Raw genomic sequence first — 21,375 nt, forward strand, 5'->3', positions numbered from 1 at the left:
TGCTGCCCCTGTCGATTGAGGCTCCGAAGCTGATGGCCGTGCGATTGATGACCCTGCGCGATGTGCCCGATGATGAATTGGACGGCATTCTCGCCCTGCTCGACAAGGCGGAGATCGCCCACTACCAGACGCCCCCGGGTCTGTTCGGTCTGTCGCCCGCGGCCCTGTGGATCCAGGATCCTGCCCAGGCGCCGGAGGCGCGTCGCCTGCTGGCGGAGTTCCAGGAGCGCCGCGCGAGCGAGGCGCGTGCGGCTTGGGAGTCCGCGCGTGCAGCGGGGGAAGTGCCGAGCGCGTGGGCGGCTCTGTGGCAGCGCCCCTGGCACGCCTTGGGTCTCTTCATCCTGGTGCTGGGCGTGCTTTTCGCGCTCAGCTTGCCGATGTGGGGGCTGGGCCGATAGGGCGCGGGAGCGGGATCAAGTGGGAAGCTTTCCGGAGCTTTTGAACGATGTTGGCGGCGGCGGAGGTTTTCCAAGCCCATGATTTACTGAGGCTTTGGCTGTTCCTCTGCCCGCCCGACAGCGGGCGAATCTCGAGACAGAGGCGGTCATCGTCCTTTGCTATGGTCGGTTTGCACTCCGCATCGACGCGCCGCGTTGATCGCTTGGAACGCGAATCTCCGGGTACCAGACTATGGCCATCTCCCTGCGCGCCCTGCGGGCACTGTCGAACGTGAGCAGCCCCGAGCAGCTCAGTCGCGAAGTCACCCGCGTCGTTGAGCGACTCGGGGTTGAGCACTGGGTGTACGCGATCAACCTGCCGCTGGTGAACGACCGCCAGAACCAGTACACGCTGGGCGATTACCCGATGGCCTGGGTCGAGCGCTACCTCGCCTGTGACTACCTCAAGATTGACCCCGTGGTCGCCCACTGCCACGACAACAGCACGCCGTTTCTGTGGAGTGAAGCGCAGCTGCGCGCACGCTGCGCCGTGGATCCGCATCACCAGTTGGTCAAACGCATGTTCGAAGAGGCCGACGGCTTCGGGCTCGGCGCGGGCGTCAGCGTTCCGCTGCATGGCCCGGGCGCCTGCTGGGGCTTGATGTCCTTCGCTGGACCGCGCCATCGGACCGCCGAGATCGAACGCCGACTGCCCGAGCTTCTGACCATCGCGCACTACGCCCATGAGGCCGCCCGGCCGTTTGCCCGCAGCCGGACCTGCACGAGCACGCCGGAACTCACGCGTCGCGAGCGCGAGTGCCTGCATTGGGCTGCCGAAGGTAAGACCAGTTGGGAAGTGGGGCGCCTTATCGGGGTCAGCGAGCGCACGGCGATCTATCACCTGCAGAACGCGGCCAAGAAACTGGAAGTGAGCGGTCGTCAGGCGGCGGTGGCGCGGGCCATCTCCCTGGGGTTGATCAGCCCCGCCTGACGCGACTTCGCTCGTCTTCACGCAAGTCTCCGGACGCCGGGGGAGGGCTGTTCGGAGGGATCCCCGGTCGCTGACCTCGGCGACCGGGGATTTTTTTGCGTCCTTACTGACGTGGATGCGCGCGCTCGACCCGACCGACGGCATCGTCGCGTAGCGCCACATGCGTCGCCGGGCGGAGGCTGCGTTTGCCGGAAGCCGCAGATGCCGCCGCCGCCCAGGCGCGCGAGCCCGAATGGCGGTCCGCCCGATGGCCACACCAGGGCTGCCCGATGGCAGGGGCACGCCCCCTGCGACCTGCGACGCATCCCAGGCGAAAGGCCGCCCTCTTTGCAGCGCGTTCGCTGCGCCTTTTGCGCGCAGCGTGGCTATTCATGCGGCTTCGCGCGCGCGCCGTGACGCTCGCCATCCTGTCAGGTCTTACAGCTGTCGGATCCGACAGGGTGGCGCTCTGCTGGCCCTCCGCACTGTCGCGGAGGAGAGCAACCATGATCGAAATAAGCATCGCGCGCGCCGGTGAAGGCGCGCTGTCGGCCGGCCTGTTGGACAGCATGTTCCGTCTGCGCGCCGAGGTGTTCCACCAGCGCCTGGGCTGGGATGTGCGAGTGGAGCAAGGGCGCGAACACGATTGGTTTGACCTGCTTGGGCCGCGCTATGTGGTGGCGCACGCCGCAACACTGCAGCCGCGCGCCTTGGGCTGCTGCCGTCTGCTGCCGTCGCTGGGGCCGAACATGCTGCGCGATGTGTTTCCCGAACTGCTGGACGGCGCTGCCGCTCCTGCCGCCGAGGATGTACTGGAGGTCAGCCGCTTCGCGGTCTCGGACAGCTGTACCGAAGGCGGCGTGGGCTTCAGCGAGGTGCCGGCAGCCTTGGTGGCGACCGTGCTCCATGCTGCCGCTGCGCGCGGTGCGAGCGCCCTGGTAGGCGTCACCAGCGCGGCCTTCGAGCGCATGCTGTTGGGGCTCGGGCTTGAACTGCGTCGGCTCGGGCGCGCCCGACGCATCGGCCGCGTGCTGAGTCTCGCGTTCGAACTGCCGCTGGATGCAGCCAACCTGCAGAGGGTCTCGTCGTGCCTGCTGCCTGACCCGCTCGGACGCGCTGCCTGAGCCTTCCGCGAGCCCTCACCGGGCAGCGGGCCGCGAGCCCGCTGCCCGGTGATCTCAGAAGGCGGTGGCAAGCGCCGGCCTGCGCACGTGGTCAGCGACGCTCAGCGATTGAAGCGTCTCGTAGGCGCCATCCCAGAGCTGATGGCGCGCGTGCAGGGCTTCGCTCGCGGCCAGTCGGGCCGACTCCAGTCCGTGGGGATTGCGGGCAAGCTCCGCGCCGATCAAGCGCGCCGCGGCCGGGCCGTGGCTGTCGCCATCGAGCTCAATGTGGCGTTCGAGGTAGTAGACGAAGCGCGGCGCCTCCGCCGGCTTCAGCGACCAGCTGTCGAGCAGGCCTTGGAACATCGTCGGGATGACGTTCTCACGGCCGTAGAGGAAGCTCGCCATCACCTGCAGGCGGCTGCCGTTGAGCGCCGTATCGAGGGTGCGGCTGACGAACTCGCGGACGAACCAGGGGATGTCGTCGTCGGCCAGCGCTTGACTGACCATCTCGCCGTCGCGCAGGGCGTCCATGAAGCGTTCGAACACGCGCGTGTCGGCGCCCACTTCACGCATGGCGCCGAGATAGAGGTCGAGATGACTGGCGGGGCGGCCGTCGGCGCCGATGTCGCTTTCCTCGCCCAGGACGATGTCGTTGATGAGCCGCGCGGCTTCCGGGTTGCTGGGCGGCATCCACGGCACCTGGGTGCAGGTCAGCTCGTTCTGCAGGCGCTTCACCAGCGACATGAAGTCCCAGACCGCGAACACGTGGATCTGCATGAAGGCCTGCAGGTGAGCGCGCTCCTTGAGTGCGGCGAACACGGGGTGCGTCTCCAGCCCCGCCCGCAGCTTGCGGAGCTCGGGCGTCAGGACCGGATCAGGCATGGCATTGCTGTGGGCGGCGCTCATCGGGGACTCCTTGCACAGTGCACGGTGGAGAAGACCCTCCGCGGCGCGGAGGGCGCTGGAAACAGCTAACCTATCGGCAACAGCCGCCCCCGCAGGCGAACGCCGGCGGCCCCTGTGGGCGTCTTCAATCAGCAATGGCAACTCTGCGACTCACGGCCCTGTGCAAGCGGCAAACCCGCACCGTCTGCTCCAGCCTGAAGTCGAAGGCAACAAGACACGGTGCGTTTCGGGCGCACTCCTCGCTTCAGCGCTGGTTCGCAGCGCCGACTGACACCTGCAAGGGCGCCTCAAGCGGGCTGGTACAGCGGGTAGAGGCTGGCTTCTTCGCGCTGGATGCGCTGGCTGAGCAAGCCGCCCACGATGGCGTAGTCGCGCAGGAACGCTTCGCGCGTCGCCTCGGTGAAGGGGGCGCGCTGGTACTTCTTGACGAAATCAACGACGCCGCGCGCGATGGCGTTCATCTCGCGGCGGAAGCTGCGGATCAGCGCGAGGTTCTCCTCGTCGCCCGTCAGCGAGTTCTCGACGTAGTTGTAGAAACGCACGTTCTCGGCGATGACGTGGCTTTCGAGTCCGGTCTTGAAGGCCACCAGCAGCGCGGGCAGTTCGTGGAAACGACCCCGCTCCGCCACTTGGCCGATCTGCTGGAACAACTCGACCAGATCATGGTGGTCGTGCTTCAGGCTCTCGATCAGCCGGGAATCGTAGGCAGGCACCCGTGCTGCCAGCGAGCCTGTCGCGGAGGCCGTGCGGGTCGGCGGAGCGGGCGGGGCCACGGTGGCGGTGTCTTGGCCCATCCAGCGCTTCACGAACTCGAACATGGCGACTCTCCCCTGGGCATTCCGCAAACGGATACGGGAGGAAACAGTAGCCCGAGCATTGTGCGCCGGGCACCTGCCAGATCTTGCAGGTTGGTAGGCCTCACACTTTCACCTGCCCGACACGGGAGCGGCCCGCATCGGGCAGGGAAATGACACCGGAATCAATGGACGCGCGGGCCGCCGCCCGCCAAGCCTTGGCGGGGCATGGGCGGCCCATTTCACCCGTCCGAAAATCGAATCCCACTCATCCGGTAGGCGAATGACACCGGAATCAATGCGGGTGTGGCACGCCGGATTTCGGACAGTGGCAGGGCATTGTTGGGCCGTATTCAAGGCCGAAATTGCGACCTTCACGATGCCGCTGCCAGTAGAACTGGGGCGCCGGCGCACCACGGCCACCGACCTCGGCCATGTCGGCGCCGAGATCGAACAGACGGCCGCCGACCATCACCATGGCGGTGTCGGCGCTGCTGCGGATCTCCTCCAGCGGGTTCGAGTTCAGCACCACGAGATCCGCCTTCTTGCCGACTTCGAGCGAGCCGAAGTAGCGGCCCAGGCCGATCGACTCGGCGCCATCGATCGTGGCCGCGCGCAGAGCCTCGAACGGGCTGAAGCCGCCCTGCGTCAGCATCCAGATCTCCCAGTGGTTGGCGAGCCCCTGCAGCTGGCCGTGGCTGCTGGTCTGGATGCGCACGCCGGCATTGCGCAGCTGCTTGAGCGCCTTGGCCACTTCGATGTGGTAGTAGTCCCAATCGGGTGCGGTTTCGCGGCGGATCGAGCGCGCGTCCAGCGTCTCGCGCGGGAAATAGCGGTTGAGCCGCGGCTCTTCCCAGACGTTGTCGCGGGCATACCACCAGTACTCACCCGACAGGCCGCCGTAGCTCACGTTCAGCGTGGGCGTGTTGCGCACCCGGGTGCCGGCCCACAGCTGCACCACATCGCGGTAGAGCGGTGCGATCGGCAGGTTGTGCTCCACGGTGCTGGCGCCGTCGATGATCATGGTCAGGTTGTGGAAGAAGGTCGAACCGCCTTCCTCGACCACGCGCATACCGAGCTCACGCGCGGCCTGGTTGACCTGCTGGCGCTGATCGCGACGCGGCTGGTTGTAGCTCTTCACGCTGAAGGCGCCGTGCGCCTGCATGCGGCGCAGGTGCGAGCGTGCGTCATCCAGGGTGTTGATGACGGCCTTGAAGTCGCCGTCGGCGCCGTACAGGATCGTTCCCGTCGAGAACACGCGCGGGCCGACCATCGCGCCTGCCTGCACCAGCTCCTTCTGGCTGAACACGAACTCTGTGGTGGCGGACGGATCGTGCAGGGCGGTGACGCCGAACGCGAGGTTGGCGTAGTAGGCCCAGTTCTGCTGCGGCACCACGCCCTGACCGAAATGCGCGGCATGCGCATGCGCATCGACGATGCCCGGCAGGATCGTCTTGCCGCGCGCGTCGATCACGTTCGCACCCGCCGGCACCTCGACGCTGGCGCTGGGGCCCACGGCGAGGATCTCGTCACCACGCACCACGAGCGTGCCGTCCTCGATCACTTCCTCGGTGTTTTCCGCATCCCGCATGGTGATGATCCGCGCGCCGGTGAAGGCGATGAGGTGCTCGGGCGCGTAGACCGGCAGCTCCAGGCCGACCTCGACGCCGCGCGCGTCCTCGGGCTTGGGCAGTTCCTTGGGCGCACCGGGCAGGAAGGCGAAGGCGTCCTTCAGCTCGCGGGTGAAGTAGCGCTTGCCGACCATCCAGTGCAGGGCCTGCTCGCTGCCGCTGCCCGACCAGTGGAAGTAGCTGCCGACATCCTGGCTGACCTTGGCCACCGGGATCGCCTTGGTGTCCTTGCTCAGTTCGATGCTGCCGCCGGTCTGCGGCATCGGCGCGATGTAGGCGTTGAACAGTTCAGTGAAGGCAACGAAGCGGCCGTCCGGTGAGAGCGCGATGTCGTTGACGTACTTGAGGTTGAACACCTCGCGCGGCTCTTCGCCGTTCAAGCCCACCGACATCAGCTTCTTCGAGATCCCACCGCCGGTCATGTAGTAGATGCGGCTGCCGTCGGCCGAGAACTGCGGGTTGTAGCCCTCGCGCGCCACGCGCACCGGCTCGCCGCCGGCGGCCGGCACCCAGAAGATTCCGCGCTCCTGCGCCCACAGGCTGCCGGTCAGGCCCGAGCCCGCGCTTCGCGCATAGACGACCTTGCTGGCATCCGGCGAGAAGCGCGGGTGATAGTAGAAGCCCGGCCGCATCGTCAGGCTGCGGCGCTCGCCGCTGTCGAGATCACGCACCAGCAGTTCGCCGAGGTTGGCGTCGGTCCAGGTGGTGTAGAGCAGCTGGCGGCCGTCCGCGCTGTAGCTCGGGTCGTATTCGTAGACTTCGTCTTCGCTGCCCAGGCGCTGCGGCGCGCCGCCCGGCAGCGCTTTGCGATACAGCTTTCCCACCGCGTGGAAGACCATCTCGCCGCGGTCCGGGCGCGTCGCGACATCGCGGATCATGTCCGGCGCGAAGCGGCCTTCCGGCAGAGTGATCTGCGGGTCCAGCGCCTCGATCACGGTCTGCTGCACCTCGGCGCGGAAGGGGATGCGCTCGGCCGAGCCGTCGGCGGCGCTGACCTTCCACAGCCCGCCCTGGGCCCAGATCACAATGGCGTTGCCGTCAGGCGTCCAGTCGAAGCCGGGGTAGGGGCCGAACACCGACCAGGCTTCCTGCTGGTCGCGCGACAGGCCGTCCCACAGCGGGCGCTCCTCGCCGCTCAGCGAGTCGAAGACGTGCAGCACCGACTTGTCGCGGATGCGCTTGACGTAGGCGATGCCGCGGCCGTCGGGTGCAGGTTCCGGCCGCACTGCGCCGCCGGGGCCGCGGATCAGGTCGCGAATCTCGCCCGTCTCGCGATCCAGCCGGCGGATCGCATAGATGCCCTCGTGCGGATTCTTGTTGTATTGGAAGAACGGCCCTTGGGTGACGTCTTCGCTGAAGTAGACGTAGCGGCCGTCCGGGCTGATCGCCGGCTCGCCCTGATCCTGCTGGTCGTTCTTCTGCTTGGTCAGCTGCAGGCCGCTGCCGCCGGTCTTGTGCCACATCCACAGCTCGCCCGCGCCCAGCGAACGCTGGCCGGTGAAGTGCTTGCGCGCGATCAGATAATCGCCGTCCGGCGTCCACACCGCGTTGTTGGTGAGGCGGAAGTCTTCCTTGCTGACTTGGATCGGCTCGCCGCCCGCCAGCGGCAAGCGCCAGATGTTGTTGCCGCCGCCGCGGTCGGAGGTGAAGCTCACCTCGCGGCCGTCGGGCGAGAAGCGCGGCTGCACGTCAAAGGCCGGTCCCGAGGTGAGGCGCTTGGCTTCACCGCCCTCGATCGGCAGCAGGTAGAGATCGCCCAGCAGATCGAACACCAGCTGGCGGCCGTCGGGGCTGACGTCCACGCTCATCCAGGTGCCTTCCTCGGTGGTGAAGCGGATCTCCTGGGTCGGCCCGCGCAGCTGGCTGACGTCCCACTTGGACTCATCCGGCTTCGCTTTCGCGTACAGGCTCGGGCTGGCGGAGGCGGCGGCCAGGCTCAGGGCCAGGCTGCCGAACAGGGTCAGGCTGCGCATCGGGTGTCCTCTGCTGCGTTGAGTGCGGGGGTGCTGCGACCGTCCCCCGGTCGCCGCGGATGCCGCATCGCGTCGACGATGGGCGGGTCGTGAAGGATGCTCTTCACGCGCGGCCCGAGCATGGGCCGGAAGTCGCCGCGCGGGGTGGCCGCTAGAATCCGCCCCCATGACTACCCACAGCCCCGGCGACTTCCACAGCGCCGCCCAGGCCTCGACCCTGGGCAAGACGGTCGACTACGCCGACCACTACGACGCCTCGCGTCTGTTCCCGATTCCCCGCGCCGCCAAGCGCAGCGAACTCGGCATCGCGGCACCGCTGCCGTTCAATGGCGTGGACATCTGGAACGCCTGGGAACTGTCCTGGCTGGACCCGCGCGGCAAACCGAAAGTCGCGATCGCCGAGATCCGCGTGCCGGCGGATTCGCCCTGCATCATCGAGTCGAAGAGCTTCAAGCTGTACTTGAACGGCTTCAACCAGGAGCGCCTGGACAGCCGCGAGGCCCTGCGCGAACGCATCGAGGCCGACCTCTCGCAGGCGGCCGGCGCGCCGGTGTCCGTGCACTTGAAGTCGCTGGGCGAAGCCGCTGCCGAACCCATGGCCGAGCCGCCGGGCTTCTGCATCGACGACATTGCGCTTGATGCGGGCATCGACTGCTACGGCCCACCGCAGCCGCAGTTCCTGATCGCTGGCGACGAGGTGGTCGACGAAGTGCTGGTCTCGCACCTGCTGAAATCCAACTGCCCGGTCACAGGCCAACCCGACTGGGCCAGCGTGCAGATCCGCTACCGCGGCCCGCGCGTTGACCGCGAAGGCCTGTTGCGCTACCTGATCTCGTTCCGCCGCCACGACGACTTCCACGAGCAGTGCGTCGAGCGCATCTTCGTGGACCTGATGCGCCGTTGCGCCCCCGAGCACCTCACCGTCCACGCCCGCTACACCCGCCGCGGCGGTCTGGACATCAACCCCTGGCGCAGCACCTTGCCGGGGGAGCCTGGGAATGTTCGGGGGGCGCGGCAGTAGGGCGTTTGCCCTCGCGTACACTTCCTGCCGTGCCTGTTGCCTGACGTGATCTGCCGGCGTGGCGTCGCCGGAGCCTGCGATACCGGAATCCCCATGAAGAACAAGAGCGAGATCGTTTCGAACTGGCTGCCGCGCTACACCGGCGTGGCGCTTGAGAACTTCGGCCAGCACGTGCTGCTGACCAATTTCGGCGGCTATCTGGACGTGTTTGCCAGGTTGACCGGCGCCGAGATCGTCGGTCGCGACCGTCCGATGCCGAGCGCAACGCACGACGGCATCACCATGATCAATTTCGGCATGGGCAGCGCCAATGCGGCGACGGTGATGGATCTGCTCTCCGCCTACGGGCCCAAGGCGGTGCTGTTCCTTGGCAAGTGCGGTGGGCTCAAGAAGAAGAACCAGCTGGGTGATCTGGTGCTGCCGATCGCGGCGATTCGCGGCGAAGGGACGTCCAACGACTATCTGCCGCCGGAAGTGCCGGCGCTGCCGGCGTTTGCCCTGCAGCGCGCGGTGTCGACCATGATCCGCGACCTTGAGCACGACTACTGGACGGGGACGGTCTACACCACCAACCGCCGCGTCTGGGAGCACGACGAAGACTTCAAGGCCTATCTGCGCAAGCTGCGCTGCATGGCGATCGACATGGAAACCGCAACGGTGTTCGCCGCGGGCTTTGCCAACTCCATTCCGTCAGGTGCGCTGCTGCTGGTGTCGGATCAGCCGATGATTCCGGAAGGGGTCAAGACCGAGGCTTCCGACAAGGTGGTCAGCGCCAACTTCGTCGAGCGCCATATCGAGATCGGTATCGAAGCGCTCAAGCTGGTGCGTCGCCACGGCAAGTCGGTCAAGCATCTGCGCTTCGACTAGCGACGCTTGGGCCTCAGAGAGGCTCGCGGGCTCAGCAGGTCGGTCGTGCTTTCCCCCGCGCGATCCGGCCGCGGCGAGTTCTGGTCGCAAGGCCCTGCCGCCGCGAGCGGAAAGCGTCCTCCGCTTCTCGATGCGTCGAGGCGAGCGGTGCAAGGCGCCCGGTTACTGGCCTTCCAGCAGGAAACTGAAGGCGATCACGTCGGGCAGTTCCTTGCCCTCGGTGAATCGCGTTCGGCAGAGGAAATCCTGATGCGTTGGCGTGCCCTGCTCGCTGTTGATCGTGGCGACGATCCTCAACTCGAACACCCCTGGCTCAACGCTCTTGGTCGAGGCCCGGCTTGCCGTGCTGTCGATCTTGAAGCTGGTCTTCTGTGACTCGCTGTAGGTGCGGCTGCGCTGGGTGGCGTCCTTGGCGGACGCGGCGCAGGCCTCGAAGCTGAGGTCTTCGCGGCTTGCGCTGCAGGCGCCAAGCAGCAGAACGAGCAAGGGGGCGACGAGCGGCAGGGGTCGCATGGGCTCTCCGGAACTGGGTTGTTTGCTCTAGATCGGGTCCGGGAGAACCATAGCGCGCTGAACTGTGAGCTGCTTCAGGTTTGGTCTGCGGCGACAGACGTTTTCAAGCGTGAAGATTGCGCGACTCCGGGCTGCCTTCTGCGTCCTGCGAAGGTGACCCAGGCCAGACGTCGTGGCGAGGGAAGACCGCAGCGCTTGCTGTCGGCCTGGCAGGCTGTAGCAAAGTCAGCCTGTCAGGCCGACGAGGGCCGGGTCGACAACGCAAACGCGCAAGCGGTGGGTCTGTCGGGAGGCGGTACGGACCTGTGCCGGAATGCCGACTCGAAACGCTCCCAGGAAGGGACTTTTCGACAAGCCCCTTTAGTTCCCGCTTGGTGTTTGCGGCGACTCGGCCTGCATCGCGCGAGACGGCTCCGCTGGGGTGAGGCCGCGGAGCCGTCGCTTGGATTCAGTAGCGCGGCACGCTCGGGTCGATCTGCTGCGACCAGGCCTCGATTCCGCCCTCCACGTTGAACAGTTTGCGGAAGCCCTGACCGCGGAAGTGTTCGGCCGCGCGTGCGCTCGAAACGCCGTGATGGCAGAGGAAGGCGAGCTCGGATTCCTTCGGCAGGGCCTCGAGTTTGGCTACGGTGCTCTCGTCGAGCACTTCGTGCGGGTGCGGGAATGGTGCGTAGCTGCGATCCGCCACCGGGCGGACATCAACGACGGTAATACTGCCCGCGGCGATGCGTGCAGCCAGCTCCTGCACGCTCATCGGCTGCACCTGGGCGGGGGCATTGGGATTGCGAATGGCCAGCCCGGCGCCGCGCATGTCTTCGACCCAGTCGATCTCCAGGCCCGTGGCGCGCTGCGCCGAGGCCAGGTCGAAATGCACGCGGATGCCTGCAGACTCGGAAACGATCTCGGTGCCGGCGGCGGGCTTCAGCTGGAACTGGGCGTTGAAGCGCGGGTCGATCGCCATGTGCAGCTCCAGGCCAGCGCCGCTGTCGCTCATCGCCGAGCGGATGGCCTCGGCAGCCTTCAGCGTGATCGTGATCGGCGGCGGCGTGCGGTCCGGCGGGGTCGCGCCGAACAGGCCGTGCAGCTCGCCGGAGTTCAGCATGCCCTCAATGATGTCGCTGCCGCCGACCAGCTCGCCATCCACGTACAGCTGTGGAATCGTCGGCCAGCTTCCGAAAATCTTGATGCCTTCGCGGATCTCGCCGTCTTCGAGCACATCGACCGTGTGGAAGCGCTCAACCACCGACTGCAGGGCCCCTACCGCTTTCGCCGAGAATCCGCAGCGCGGGGCCTGTGGGTTGCCCTTCATGAACAGCACGACACGGTGCTCGGACAGCAGGGCTTCGATGCGGGTGCGCAGGGCGGGGTCGAGCGACATGGCGATGATCCTGGAGAGGCGAGTAGCTGCGCAGTTTAGCCGCTCGCTGGTGCAGGCGGCCCGAAGGCGCGAGCGAAGCGTCTCTTCGGCGGATCGGTACACGCCTTCGCCGGCGCGTCAGGCGGCGCGCTTCAGCGCTCTCAGCACGACGTCCGAGGCCTCGGACGAGAGCGACGCGAAGGCCAATCCGGCGGCCGGCGAGGACAGCACCCGATCGTGTTCAACGCGGCCGATGCGGCTGCGGTGTTCGCTCCAGTGCAGCAGTTCCATATGGCCCTCGAAGTCTTCGGTCAGCGCGGTGCAGTGCTCCACCCAGTCGCCGTCGTTGAGATACACCACGCCGTCGATTTCGCGCACGCCACCGAAGTGGATGTGCCCGCAGATGTGGCCGTCGACACCGTGCTCTCGCGCTGCTGCGGCGACCCGATGCTCGTACTGGCGGATGTAGAGCAGCGCTTGGGCGACGCGCGACTTGGTGATGATCGACAGCGGCAGGTAGGCGAGGCGCAGCTGTCGGCGCAAGCGGTTGAAGTTGCGGTTGGCCCAGAGCATCAGCCGATGGGCGGAGTCGCCGACCCGGGTCAGCCAGCTGCGACCGATGTGCTCGGGATCGAACTCGTCGCCGTGCGCGACCCGGTAGCGACGGCCGTCGGCTGCGACGTGGATTGCGCTCCACTCGACCTCGATGCCACCAATGCGCTGCCCGCACAGGGCGCGCAAGGGGGCGTCGTGATTCCCCGGCAGGTAGACCACCCGGGTGCCGCGACGCGCGATCTCTATCAGCTCGACCAGGATCGCGCTGTGGCTGGCCGGCCAGTACAGGCGCTGTGCGAGCGCCTCAAGATCGATGATGTCGCCGACCAGATAGAGCGTCTCGCAGCGCACGCTGCGCAGGAAATCCAGCAGGTACGCGGCCTGACAATCCGGCGTTCCCAAGTGCACATCGGAAACGAAGATGCTGCGGAAGCGAAGCGTCGACATGCGCGAGCCCGGGCGGCGGCGTTGCAACAGTCTGCGTAGGCGATCGGGTCAGTAGCGTTGCCGGGGTGTGACGCTTGGGTTGCTTGAGAGTCCCGGAGCGGGGGTGGGATTCGGGCAGTGACCTGAAGGCGGGGATTCGGGAGTCGGGATTCGTTAGGAGCGGGATCGACAAGGATCTGGCCTGTCGCGCTGCCGCGCTGCTCGCTGGTTGTCCTTACGTGGCTCGTAGCGCCGACGCGACGCTCGCCGCAGTCCGCTCTTTCGAATCCCGAATCCCCAATCCCAGCTCTAAACCCAGGCCGCAACCATCACCCGCTTGCGGTGCACCAGCTGCTCGTAGCCGTTCACAGGCACCGGCAGCACCTCAACGCGCGAGAAGCCGATGCGCTGCAGGATCCACACCAGCGCCTCGGTGCTGGGCACAAGACAGATGCCGGTGGTGCTGGCCTCGGGGCCGTGGGTCTCTTCGGTCTCGTCGATGATGCCGAAGCTGCCCTTCAGCGGCCGAACGAAGCGGTAGCTGCCGTAGTCGACCCAGCCAGTCAATCCGGGCACGACCTGGGTCTCGATCACGCAGACCTTCTTGGTCAGCGCGCGCGCGACACGCAGAGCGCCGACCGGGTTCTCGAGGTGGTAGATCAGGCCGAAGCAGAGCACCAGGTCGTGCACACCGAGCGCGGCGGTGTCGAGCGCGTGCACGTCGCTCTGGATCACGTTGATCTGCGGCAGGCCCAGCGCATCGCGGATCAGGCGCGAGTCGGCGACGTGCTCATCGCGGGCGTCCACGCTCAACACCTTGCCGAAGCCGGCCTGCGCCAGCTGCACCGAGAACCAGCCCTGGTGGCAAGCAAGATCCACCGAACTCAAGTGCGAGCGGTCGCCAGCGAACTCCCGCGCGATCAGCGCGTCGAGCATGTGCGAGCGGGTGTGGTGGATCGCATCCAGCACGCCGCCGTCATAGGTCGGCGTCATCGCGCCAGAGGGCAGCTTGAAAGGGTAGAACCAGGTCTTGGCCAGCGCGCGCGATTCGAGTTCGGACATGGAAGGGGAATCCAGAGCAGGGCGCGTAGTTTAGTGGACTGAAGCCAGACGCGAGAGGCGCGCATGGGGTGGGTCTCGACCCACCGGAGCTTGACGCCCGCCCCGGTCACACGCGCTTGGATTGCATAGGGTGGGTCTTGACCCACCGGAGCTTGACGCCCGCCCCGGTCACACCTGATTGGATCGGATCCGGGGTCCTGACCCAGCGGAACTCACCGCTTGCCCCGCTCACTTCGAAGCGCCTCACCCAGGGAGGCCAAGGCGATGCACCGCCGACCGCGGAGCCGGTGGGTCAAGACCCACCCTATGGCCGCGTCGTCAGCGGCCCCACCAGGCGCCGGGTAAGGCTTCATGGCAGTCCATACGTAAACGCCGGTGCATGTGGCTGACGGAAGCTCGCGCTCCGTGAATATGTCGCATGCCGACCTGAGACGCCCTGCGAAGTCAGGGGTGCCCTCATGTTTGGGTTGGGCTCATTCAGGGGTCAGCACCAGATGTGCATCCGAATCCGCCTCTTGCCCACCCGGAACTCCGTCGCGGCCGAGCGAAAACAAAAGGACCGTCGAGGTGGACTCTTCCACGCGGTAGTAGAAGGGCACCTTCCAAGGGTCTACCAAGTCTCTCTCGCGCGCATACGTGGGCCGGGTTCCATCCGCCAGCAGGTCGTCCAGCACGGCTGGCCATCGCTGGTGGTCGAGTCGATAACTCTCCAGTTTGCCGCCCACTGCGTGCAGCTGGGCTCTCGTCAGACTGGTGTGGCAAGGGCGACAGTACACGGAGCCCCAGACAATCCAGGCTGCCACTCCACACGCGGAGATCGCGATGATCGCGGGCATATGCCACCAGCGGAGACCCATGGCGGATCCTCAAGGTTCGAACACGCTGCAACAGAGCAGGCTCAGCAACCAGAGTTCCGGCGGAGGCTATCGGCGCTGTCGGGCCTGTGGCCGATTCGCCTCTGCGTTGGCTGACTGTGGGCGGGGGCTTCACTTTTCTGCAGCCAAAGGCGGGCCTCGCCTTCGTGCAACCGGTTGGGCGCAATAGAGCCCAGCGAAAACATCGCCAGCGTTGAGGCCCGGTGGGTCAAGACCCACCCTATGGCCGCGTCGTCAGCGGCCCCACCAGGCGCCGGGGAAGTACACGCCGGGTGCCGGGCGCTCGCGGAACACCTCGTGGCGGAATCGGAACAGCTCGGCCGGACGGCCGCCGGTGCCGTGATCGAGCCGGCCGGTGCCTTCGACGAGCCCTGCGGCTTCGATCAGCCTCCGGAAGTTCTGCTTGTGTACGCGCGCGCCCGCCAGGGCCTCGACGACGCGCTGCAGGTGGCCAAGGGTGAACTCTGGCGGCAGCAGCTCGAACACGACAGGGCGGTACTTCAGCTTGCCGCGCAGGCGACCCAGCGCGGTGGCGAGAATGCGGCGGTGGTCGGCGGCCATGTCGCGGCCGGAGCCCGGTGCGGGCTCGCCTTCGCCGCGATCGCGCAGCGCTTCGCCCACTGCGCCTGCTTCCCACAGCAGCTCGTAGCGCTCGAGCGTGCGCTCCGGGTCCCAGGGCGCATCGTCAAAGCCGAACACCAGATCCGCGCGCTCGCGGCGGCGCTTCTCGCGCCCAGCCCATGCATAGAGATGCGGCTTCAGGTCGCGATCGATCAGCGCCGGGCGGCCATCGCGCCAGTCTTCCCAGGGCAGATAGGCGTACCAGTTCGACCACTGTGCGGTGAGTTCACGCGGCAGCGGCTGCTCGCGCACAAGGGCCAGATAGGCGGTTGAAACGACGCGCGCGCCAAGCTCGCGTTCGCGCGGATCACGCTCGCGGTCGCCGTAGGTGTAGAGCTGCTCGACATAGCCCAGCGGAAAGCCGGTCTGCTGTTCGACCCAGTCGCGCAGGCCGCGCTCGATCGTCAGGTGCCTGGCCACATCAAGCGGACCGGAGGGCAGGGCCTCCTCGCCACCGGCCTCGCGCACGGTCAGCACGCGCGGCGTCTCGTCGGTGACCGCGATGATCACGGCCTCCAGGCTGAGCAGCAGCAGGGTCGGGGCAGAGGCCGGCATGGGCGCGGAGTATAGCGGCGGGCCGCCTGCGTCCAGCGCGAGCCCGTCGATGGGGGTGCTGCGCCGGCCGCGCCCGGGCGCTTGCCCGCGGGCGGTGTCGACGCGGCACCCCGTCGCGAGGTCCGCCCGCGCGGCGAAGCCTTCAGCACCATCGCGTTACCCTATGCGCCCGTCCTTCGAGCGCTGCCCGCGTGCCCGCCGATTTCGCCGCCAGCTTCCGCCTGTCCGTCGCCCCGATGATGGACTGGACCGATCGTCACTGCCGCGTGTTTCACCGCGCGCTGGCCCCGCATGCGCGGCTGTACACCGAGATGGTGCACGCGCAGGCGGTGTTGCACGGCGATCGCGAGCGGCTGCTGGGCTTCGATGCGGTCGAGCATCCGCTGGCCCTGCAGCTGGGCGGCAGCGAGCCCGAACTGCTGGCGCAGGCCGCGCGTATTGGCGCCGACTGGGGCTATGCCGAGATCAACCTCAACGTCGGCTGCCCCTCGGATCGCGTGCAGGCTGGACGCTTCGGCGCCTGCCTGATGCTGGAGCCGCAGCGCGTGGCCGAGTGCTTCGCCGCCATGCAGGCAGCGGTGACCGTGCCGGTCACGATCAAGTGCCGCCTCGGGGTCGACGACCAGGACGAGACCGAGAGCCTGTTCGGCTTTGTCGACTCACTCGCCGCCGCCGGCTGCCGGACCTTCATCGTGCATGCCCGCAAAGCCTGGCTGCAGGGGCTCTCGCCGAAAGAGAATCGCGAGGTGCCGCCGTTGATCTACCCGCTGGTGCATCGGTTGAAGCGCGAGCGACCGGCCCTGCAGATCGCGATCAACGGCGGCATCGCCAGCGAGGCCGCGGTGCAGGAACAGCTCGCCGAAGTCGATGGCGTGATGATCGGCCGCGCGGCCTACCACGACCCCTACCTGCTGCATCGCTTGGATCGCGCGCTGTTCGCGCCCGAGGCGCCGCTGCACACGCGCGAGGATCTGCTGCGCTCACTGCAGCCGCACGTGCGCGAGCTGCAGTCGCGTGGAGTGATGCTCAAGCATTTCAGCCGGCACATCCTTGGCCTGTTCGCCGGCCAGCCCGGAGGTCGTCAGTTCAGGCAGATCCTCAGCACCGAGGCGCATCGGCCCGAGGCGGGTTGGGAACTGATCGAGCGTGCGCTGGCTGCCGTCGAACAGCAGAAGGCGCGCGCGGCGTGAGCACCTGGGCTGGTTTCGATCCACTCGCTGCGCGCGTGCTTCCTGCGGATCGCCCGGCGATCGCGCGCGCAGCATTTCTGGTGTCTCCCGCGGGCGCCGGATTGGCCGTGCAGTCGGCCAGCGACAACGCCTACATGGATCTGCGGCTGGCCTTCAGCAGCGACCGCGCGCGTGCCCAGCACCAGGCCCTGCAGCGCGCGCTGTCGAGCGAGCTGCCGGTGATCTGCTTCGCCGGCGATCCCGAAGCGCCCGACGGCATGTTTCCGAACAACGTGTTCGCCACCGCGCCGGGGCGCTTGATCGTGGGTCGCATGCGTCACCCCGTGCGCCAGCGCGAAGCCGAGCGGCGGGACATCCGCGGCTTCTTCACTGACGTGCTGGGGTATGCCGAGCTGGATCTGCGCGAGGGCGAGGTCGGCGAGCTGACCGGCTCGCTGGTGATCGATCGGGCTCGCGGCGTTGGTTATGCAGGCCTCGGCGAGCGCTGCTCGCGTGCGGCTGCGCAGTCGATGGTGCAGGCCTTCGGGCTGCGCGCTCTGCTGTGCGCGGAGCTGGCTGCGGGCGAGTACCACACCAATGTGGTGGCCTCGGTACTCGCTGGACGCATGGCGGTGGTCTGCGCCGAGGGCTTCGCCGACCCGGCCGCGGCCGAAGCGATTGCCGCGGTCTACGCGCCGCAGGTGCTGTGGTTGGAACCCGCGCAGAAGAACGCGTTCGCGGCGAACTGCATCAGCCTCGCCACCGACTCGGTGTGGATGAGTACGCGCGCCGCCGACAGCCTGCGGCCGGACCAGCGCCTGCAGCTGGAGCGCGCCGGCTTCGCCCTGCGCTGCGTTGATCTCGACGAGATCGAGAAGGCCGGGGGCAGCTTGCGCTGCTGCGTGGCCGAGATTTTCTGAGGGCTTGGGGAGCGATCCGGTCGCCGCAGCTCAATGCGCGTGCTTGCGCAGGCGGCGTCTGGTGCCCGCGTCGCGCGGATGCCCGCGGCCTGGGGTTGGAGGCACCGTGGGCGGCCCCTCCGGGCAGTGCAGGGCGCCCAGGGCGCGTGCCGCAAGCGTGCGGCCGCGGAAGAAGGGAAGCCCAGTGCAGCGGTTGACTTCAGTACGGATTCACCCCCCGCTGGTGAGACTGCCGCCCACGCTCCCGCCCACGGCCTCACTGGTCTAAGATCGCGCCTCCATGATGGTCGTCCGCCTTCCCCTGCTGCTGATCGCTGTGCTGCTGCCCTGCGGCAGCCTGCCTGCGTCGGCAGATGATGGTGAAGTCAGGCGTGAGCTGCCCTCGGCGGAGCTCCGTGAATCCGTGCGGCGCGTCGAGCAGGAGACCGGGGGACGCGTGCTGCGCGTCGAGCCCGTGCGTCGCGCCGGTCGCGACACCTACCGTATGAAGGTGCTGACGCCTGAAGGGCGCGTGCGCGTCATGCAGGACAATCGTCGTGACGACCGTCGAGGCGGCGGTCGAGTCGAACTGCCCAGGGCGTACCGCGACGAGTGACTACCCCGACCGTCCCGCGGTGCATCGCCGGTGGCGCTTGCGGCGTCCGCCTTCCGACATTCCAGATCCCTGCATGAGGAGCCGATCCGATGCGCATCCTGCTGGTTGAAGATGAAGCCCCGCTGCGCGAAACCCTGGGCGCTCGCCTGAAGCGCGAGGGCTACGCGGTGGACCTCGCCCAGGATGGCGAGGAAGGCCTTTACCTGGGCCGCGAAGTGCCGTTCGATGTGGCCGTCATCGATCTCGGGCTGCCCAAGATGTCGGGCATGGACCTGGTCCGCGCGCTGCGCACCGAGGGCAAGAAGTTTCCGATTCTGATCCTGACCGCGCGTTCGTCCTGGCAGGACAAGGTCGAGGGCCTGAAATCCGGCGCGGACGACTACCTGGTCAAACCCTTCCACGTCGAGGAGCTGCTGGCCCGCCTGAATGCCCTGCTGCGCCGCGCTGCCGGCTGGAGCAAACCCTCGCTCGACTGCGGACCGATCAAGCTCGATCTCGCAGCACAGACCGTCAGCGTCAACGGCCAGGGCGTCGACCTCACCAGCTACGAGTACAAGGTGCTCGAGTACCTGATGCTGCATGCGGGTGAACTGGTGTCAAAGGCCGATCTGACCGAGCACATCTACCAGCAGGATTTTGACCGCGATTCCAACGTGCTCGAGGTCTTTATCGGCCGCTTGCGCAAGAAGCTCGATCCTGACGGCGAGCTGAAGCCGATCGAGACCGTCCGCGGGCGCGGTTACCGTTTCGCAATCGCGCGCGACGAGTAAGCCGATGCGTGTGGATCCCTGCAAAGCCCGGCGCCCAGCGCCGGGTTTCGCATTTGCAGCCTCGGGTGTGTGCGGCAGGTCGCAGGCATGAGCGCGCGTCGCATGCTGTCCCTGCAGGGGCGTCAGCTGCTCGCAGCAGCCCTGGGGCTGGTGGCTTTTCTGAGCCTCACTGGCTTCGCGCTCGATCGCGCCTTTACCGAGGCCGCAGTCTCCAACCTGCGCGAGCGCCTTCAGACCTATGCGCATGCCTATCTCGCCGGGGCGGATCTCGCCCGCGGCGGCGAGCTGATCATTCCCGAAGTGCCGCCCGAGCCGCGCTTCCTTACTGGCGGCTCTGGCCTCTACGCCGCGGTGCGCTCGGACAGCTTCAGCTGGGAGTCGCCTTCGATGGTGTCGCGCAGCGTGCCCACGGCGATGGAGCTGGCAATGGGCGAAGTGCGATTCGAGGGGCCGCTCGACAGCGACGAAGGGCCGGTCTATCGGCTTGGCCTGGGCGTGGCCTGGACCAGCGAGGCCGATGAGGATGTCGACTTCTCGATCGTCATCGTCGAGACCGCAGAGGCCGTCGACGCCCAAGTCGCGGTGTTTCGCCGCACTCTCTGGGCCTATCTGGGCGCCGCCGCCGGCCTTCTGCTGGCGGTGCAGATTCTGATTTCGCGCTGGAGCCTGCAGCCGCTGCGCGCGGTCGTGGGTGAACTGGCGGAAGTCGAGCGCGGCGAAGTCGAACGCCTGCGCGGCGGCTATCCGCGCGAGCTGGCGCTGCTGACCAACAACATCAACGAGCTGATCGACAGCGAGCGCGAGCACCTGATGCGCTATCGCAACACGCTCGGCGATCTTGCGCACAGCCTGAAGACGCCGTTGGCGGTGTTGCGCACGCGCATTGAGGACGGGCGCGACGACGAAATCGAGGGCTTGCGAGCCGATGTGCGCGAGCAGGTGGCGCGCATGGATGGCATCGTGGCCTACCAGCTCGCGCGGGCGGCGACCACCGGCCATCAGGTCTTCGCCGCACCCATCGCCATCGAGCCCCAGGTCGAGTCGCTGGTGCAGAGTCTGGAAAAGGTCTATGCCCGCAAGAACGTGCTCTGCGAGTTCGATCTGGACCCCACGGCGCGCTTCTATGGCGAACTGGGCGACCTGCTGGAGCTGCTCGGCAATCTGCTGGAGAACGCCTTCAAGTGGGCCAACCACCGCGTGCTTCTGACCACGCAGACCCTGACCGTGGCGCCGCAGCGTCGCGCGGGGCTGCTGATCTCGGTCGAGGACGACGGCCCGGGCATTCCGCCCGACAAGGTTGAACTGCTGCTGCAGCGCGGCGTGCGCGGCGACGAGCGCGTGCAGGGCCATGGCATCGGCCTCTCGATCGTGCAGGACATCGTGCGCGCTTACCGAGGCGAGCTTTCGGTGGAGCGCTCCGAAGAGCTGGGCGGCGCACGCTTCGTGCTGCGCTTCTCGCCAGCGGGCTGAGCGGGTGAGCTCGCTGCAGAGCGAGCTTGCGGGATGCACGCCCGCCCGATCAGGCTCCGGCCGGCAGCGATTCAGCCGCCGGAAACTCCGCCGGTGAAGGCCCGTAGAACGCAGCCAGGTGTTCGGCCACCGCCGGCAGGGCCTCGCGCAGCACTTCCGGCGCGGAGAAGTGGTACTCGGTAACTACGGCGAAGAACTCTTCGGGCGCTGTCGCCGCGTAGGGATCGATGCGCGTCTCGCGTTCGCCCTCGACCTCAGCGCACAGGGCATCGAACGCAGCCTGGAAATCGCGGGCCCATGCGCGCTGGCGTACGGAGGGCAGGGGGGGCGTTCCGTCCAGCACGCCGTCGCGCAGGTCGAGCTTGTGGGCAATCTCGTGGGCAACGACGTTGCAGCCCTCGGCGGGCTCGTCGAGGTCAAGCAGCAGGTCTTCCCACGACAGGATCAGCGGGCCCTCACTCCAGGCTTCGCCGGCCAGATCTTCATCCCATTCGTGAAGCACGCCGGTGGGTTCGTCGAGTTCGCTGCGACGCACGCGGAAGGCACCCGGGTACACGATCACCTCGTGCCAGCCGCCGAGCCAGTGGCCGCCGAGATGCAGCACCGGCAAGCAGCAGAGGCAGGCGATCAACGCGCGATCACCTTCGCTGAGCTCAAGCCCTTGGACTGGGGTGATCGCCTTGCGCTGCAGGAACACCGCCGCGAGTGCGCGCAGGCGCTGCTGCGAGTCGGACGCGAGGGCGGAAATCAGTGGGCTGCGTTCCGCGACCTGAGCAAATGTCGCCTCGGCAAGCGCCGGCGCCGATAGACGGCGGCTCCACAGTCGGCACACCACAGCGGTG

20 protein-coding genes are annotated in these 21,375 nt (G+C 67.5%); 10 read left to right on the plus strand and 10 right to left on the minus strand.

The genetic code is table 11. The features are described from left to right. Positions 1-32: 32 nt before the first annotated feature. From H4O13_00555 to H4O13_00565, 3 genes are all read left to right on the plus strand, one after another. Complete coding sequence (locus H4O13_00555; protein MBE5313875.1) at positions 33-398, plus strand: hypothetical protein; 366 nt, start codon at positions 33-35, stop codon at positions 396-398. A gap of 640 nt (positions 399-1,038) precedes the next feature. Continuing rightward, the gene (locus tag H4O13_00560) at positions 1,039-1,368 is read left to right on the plus strand and encodes a helix-turn-helix domain-containing protein (protein MBE5313876.1); all 330 of its coding nucleotides are present in this window, start codon (positions 1,039-1,041) and stop codon (positions 1,366-1,368) included. A gap of 485 nt (positions 1,369-1,853) precedes the next feature. Further along, positions 1,854-2,471: an acyl-homoserine-lactone synthase gene (locus H4O13_00565; protein MBE5313877.1), complete on the plus strand. Its 618-nt coding sequence runs from the start codon at positions 1,854-1,856 to the stop codon at positions 2,469-2,471. 54 nt (positions 2,472-2,525) lie between these two features. On the opposite strand, the gene H4O13_00570 is transcribed toward H4O13_00565, so the two are convergent. The 3 genes from H4O13_00570 to H4O13_00580 form a co-directional block, all read right to left on the minus strand. After that, positions 2,526-3,335, minus strand: a complete 810-nt coding sequence (locus H4O13_00570) for a DUF3050 domain-containing protein (GenBank protein MBE5313878.1) — start codon at positions 3,333-3,335, stop codon at positions 2,526-2,528. A 311-nt stretch (positions 3,336-3,646) separates the two neighbouring features. Then, positions 3,647-4,177 (minus strand): hemerythrin domain-containing protein, encoded by a 531-nt coding sequence (locus tag H4O13_00575; GenBank protein ID MBE5313879.1) that lies wholly within the window; start codon positions 4,175-4,177, stop codon positions 3,647-3,649. 271 nt (positions 4,178-4,448) lie between these two features. After that, on the minus strand, positions 4,449-7,757 hold the full coding sequence (locus H4O13_00580; protein MBE5313880.1) for a PD40 domain-containing protein: 3,309 nt from the start codon (positions 7,755-7,757) through the stop codon (positions 4,449-4,451). 166 nt (positions 7,758-7,923) lie between these two features. Here H4O13_00580 and queF point away from each other — a divergent pair, with 166 nt between their 5' ends. Both queF and H4O13_00590 read left to right on the plus strand, forming a co-directional pair. Continuing rightward, a complete protein-coding gene (gene queF / locus H4O13_00585) occupies positions 7,924-8,778 on the plus strand; it encodes an NADPH-dependent 7-cyano-7-deazaguanine reductase QueF (protein ID MBE5313881.1) in 855 nt (284 codons plus the stop codon). 93 nt (positions 8,779-8,871) lie between these two features. Continuing rightward, positions 8,872-9,645, plus strand: a complete 774-nt coding sequence (locus tag H4O13_00590; GenBank protein ID MBE5313882.1) for an AMP nucleosidase — start codon at positions 8,872-8,874, stop codon at positions 9,643-9,645. 162 nt (positions 9,646-9,807) lie between these two features. On the opposite strand, the gene H4O13_00595 is transcribed toward H4O13_00590, so the two are convergent. The 6 genes from H4O13_00595 to H4O13_00620 form a co-directional block, all read right to left on the minus strand. Further along, entirely contained in the window at positions 9,808-10,158 is a 351-nt protein-coding gene (locus H4O13_00595) for a hypothetical protein (protein ID MBE5313883.1), read from the minus strand. Between the two features lie 448 nt (positions 10,159-10,606). After that, the gene (gene grxD, locus H4O13_00600) at positions 10,607-11,536 is read right to left on the minus strand and encodes a Grx4 family monothiol glutaredoxin (GenBank protein MBE5313884.1); all 930 of its coding nucleotides are present in this window, start codon (positions 11,534-11,536) and stop codon (positions 10,607-10,609) included. Positions 11,537-11,653: 117 nt separating this feature from the next. Continuing rightward, positions 11,654-12,517 carry a UDP-2,3-diacylglucosamine diphosphatase gene (locus H4O13_00605; protein MBE5313885.1) on the minus strand — a complete coding sequence of 288 codons (864 nt, stop codon included), beginning with the start codon at positions 12,515-12,517 and terminating at the stop codon, positions 11,654-11,656. A 288-nt stretch (positions 12,518-12,805) separates the two neighbouring features. After that, complete coding sequence (locus H4O13_00610; GenBank protein ID MBE5313886.1) at positions 12,806-13,558, minus strand: methyltransferase domain-containing protein; 753 nt, start codon at positions 13,556-13,558, stop codon at positions 12,806-12,808. A 473-nt stretch (positions 13,559-14,031) separates the two neighbouring features. Continuing rightward, complete coding sequence (locus tag H4O13_00615; protein ID MBE5313887.1) at positions 14,032-14,283, minus strand: type II secretion system protein GspG; 252 nt, start codon at positions 14,281-14,283, stop codon at positions 14,032-14,034. 384 nt (positions 14,284-14,667) lie between these two features. Beyond that, the gene (locus H4O13_00620) at positions 14,668-15,609 is read right to left on the minus strand and encodes a hypothetical protein (protein ID MBE5313888.1); all 942 of its coding nucleotides are present in this window, start codon (positions 15,607-15,609) and stop codon (positions 14,668-14,670) included. Between the two features lie 236 nt (positions 15,610-15,845). Here H4O13_00620 and dusA point away from each other — a divergent pair, with 236 nt between their 5' ends. The 5 genes from dusA (at position 15,846) to H4O13_00645 (ending at position 20,533) form a co-directional block, all read left to right on the plus strand. Next, entirely contained in the window at positions 15,846-16,799 is a 954-nt protein-coding gene (dusA, locus tag H4O13_00625) for a tRNA dihydrouridine(20/20a) synthase DusA (protein MBE5313889.1), read from the plus strand. Between the two features lie 134 nt (positions 16,800-16,933). Then, entirely contained in the window at positions 16,934-17,698 is a 765-nt protein-coding gene (locus H4O13_00630) for an amidinotransferase (protein MBE5313890.1), read from the plus strand. Between the two features lie 280 nt (positions 17,699-17,978). Further along, a complete protein-coding gene (locus H4O13_00635; protein MBE5313891.1) occupies positions 17,979-18,293 on the plus strand; it encodes a hypothetical protein in 315 nt (104 codons plus the stop codon). A gap of 89 nt (positions 18,294-18,382) precedes the next feature. Beyond that, positions 18,383-19,063 (plus strand): response regulator transcription factor, encoded by a 681-nt coding sequence (locus tag H4O13_00640; GenBank protein MBE5313892.1) that lies wholly within the window; start codon positions 18,383-18,385, stop codon positions 19,061-19,063. 87 nt (positions 19,064-19,150) lie between these two features. Further along, the gene (locus H4O13_00645; GenBank protein MBE5313893.1) at positions 19,151-20,533 is read left to right on the plus strand and encodes a GHKL domain-containing protein; all 1,383 of its coding nucleotides are present in this window, start codon (positions 19,151-19,153) and stop codon (positions 20,531-20,533) included. Positions 20,534-20,582: 49 nt separating this feature from the next. Here the strand turns inward: H4O13_00645 and H4O13_00650 are convergent, their stop codons facing one another. Next, the gene (locus tag H4O13_00650) at positions 20,583-21,368 is read right to left on the minus strand and encodes a zinc-dependent peptidase (GenBank protein ID MBE5313894.1); all 786 of its coding nucleotides are present in this window, start codon (positions 21,366-21,368) and stop codon (positions 20,583-20,585) included. Positions 21,369-21,375: the final 7 nt, after the last annotated feature.

It is taken from the genome of Lysobacterales bacterium (assembly GCA_014946745.1).
In the GTDB taxonomy this organism is placed as follows: Bacteria; Pseudomonadota; Gammaproteobacteria; order Xanthomonadales; family Xanthomonadaceae; genus Aquimonas.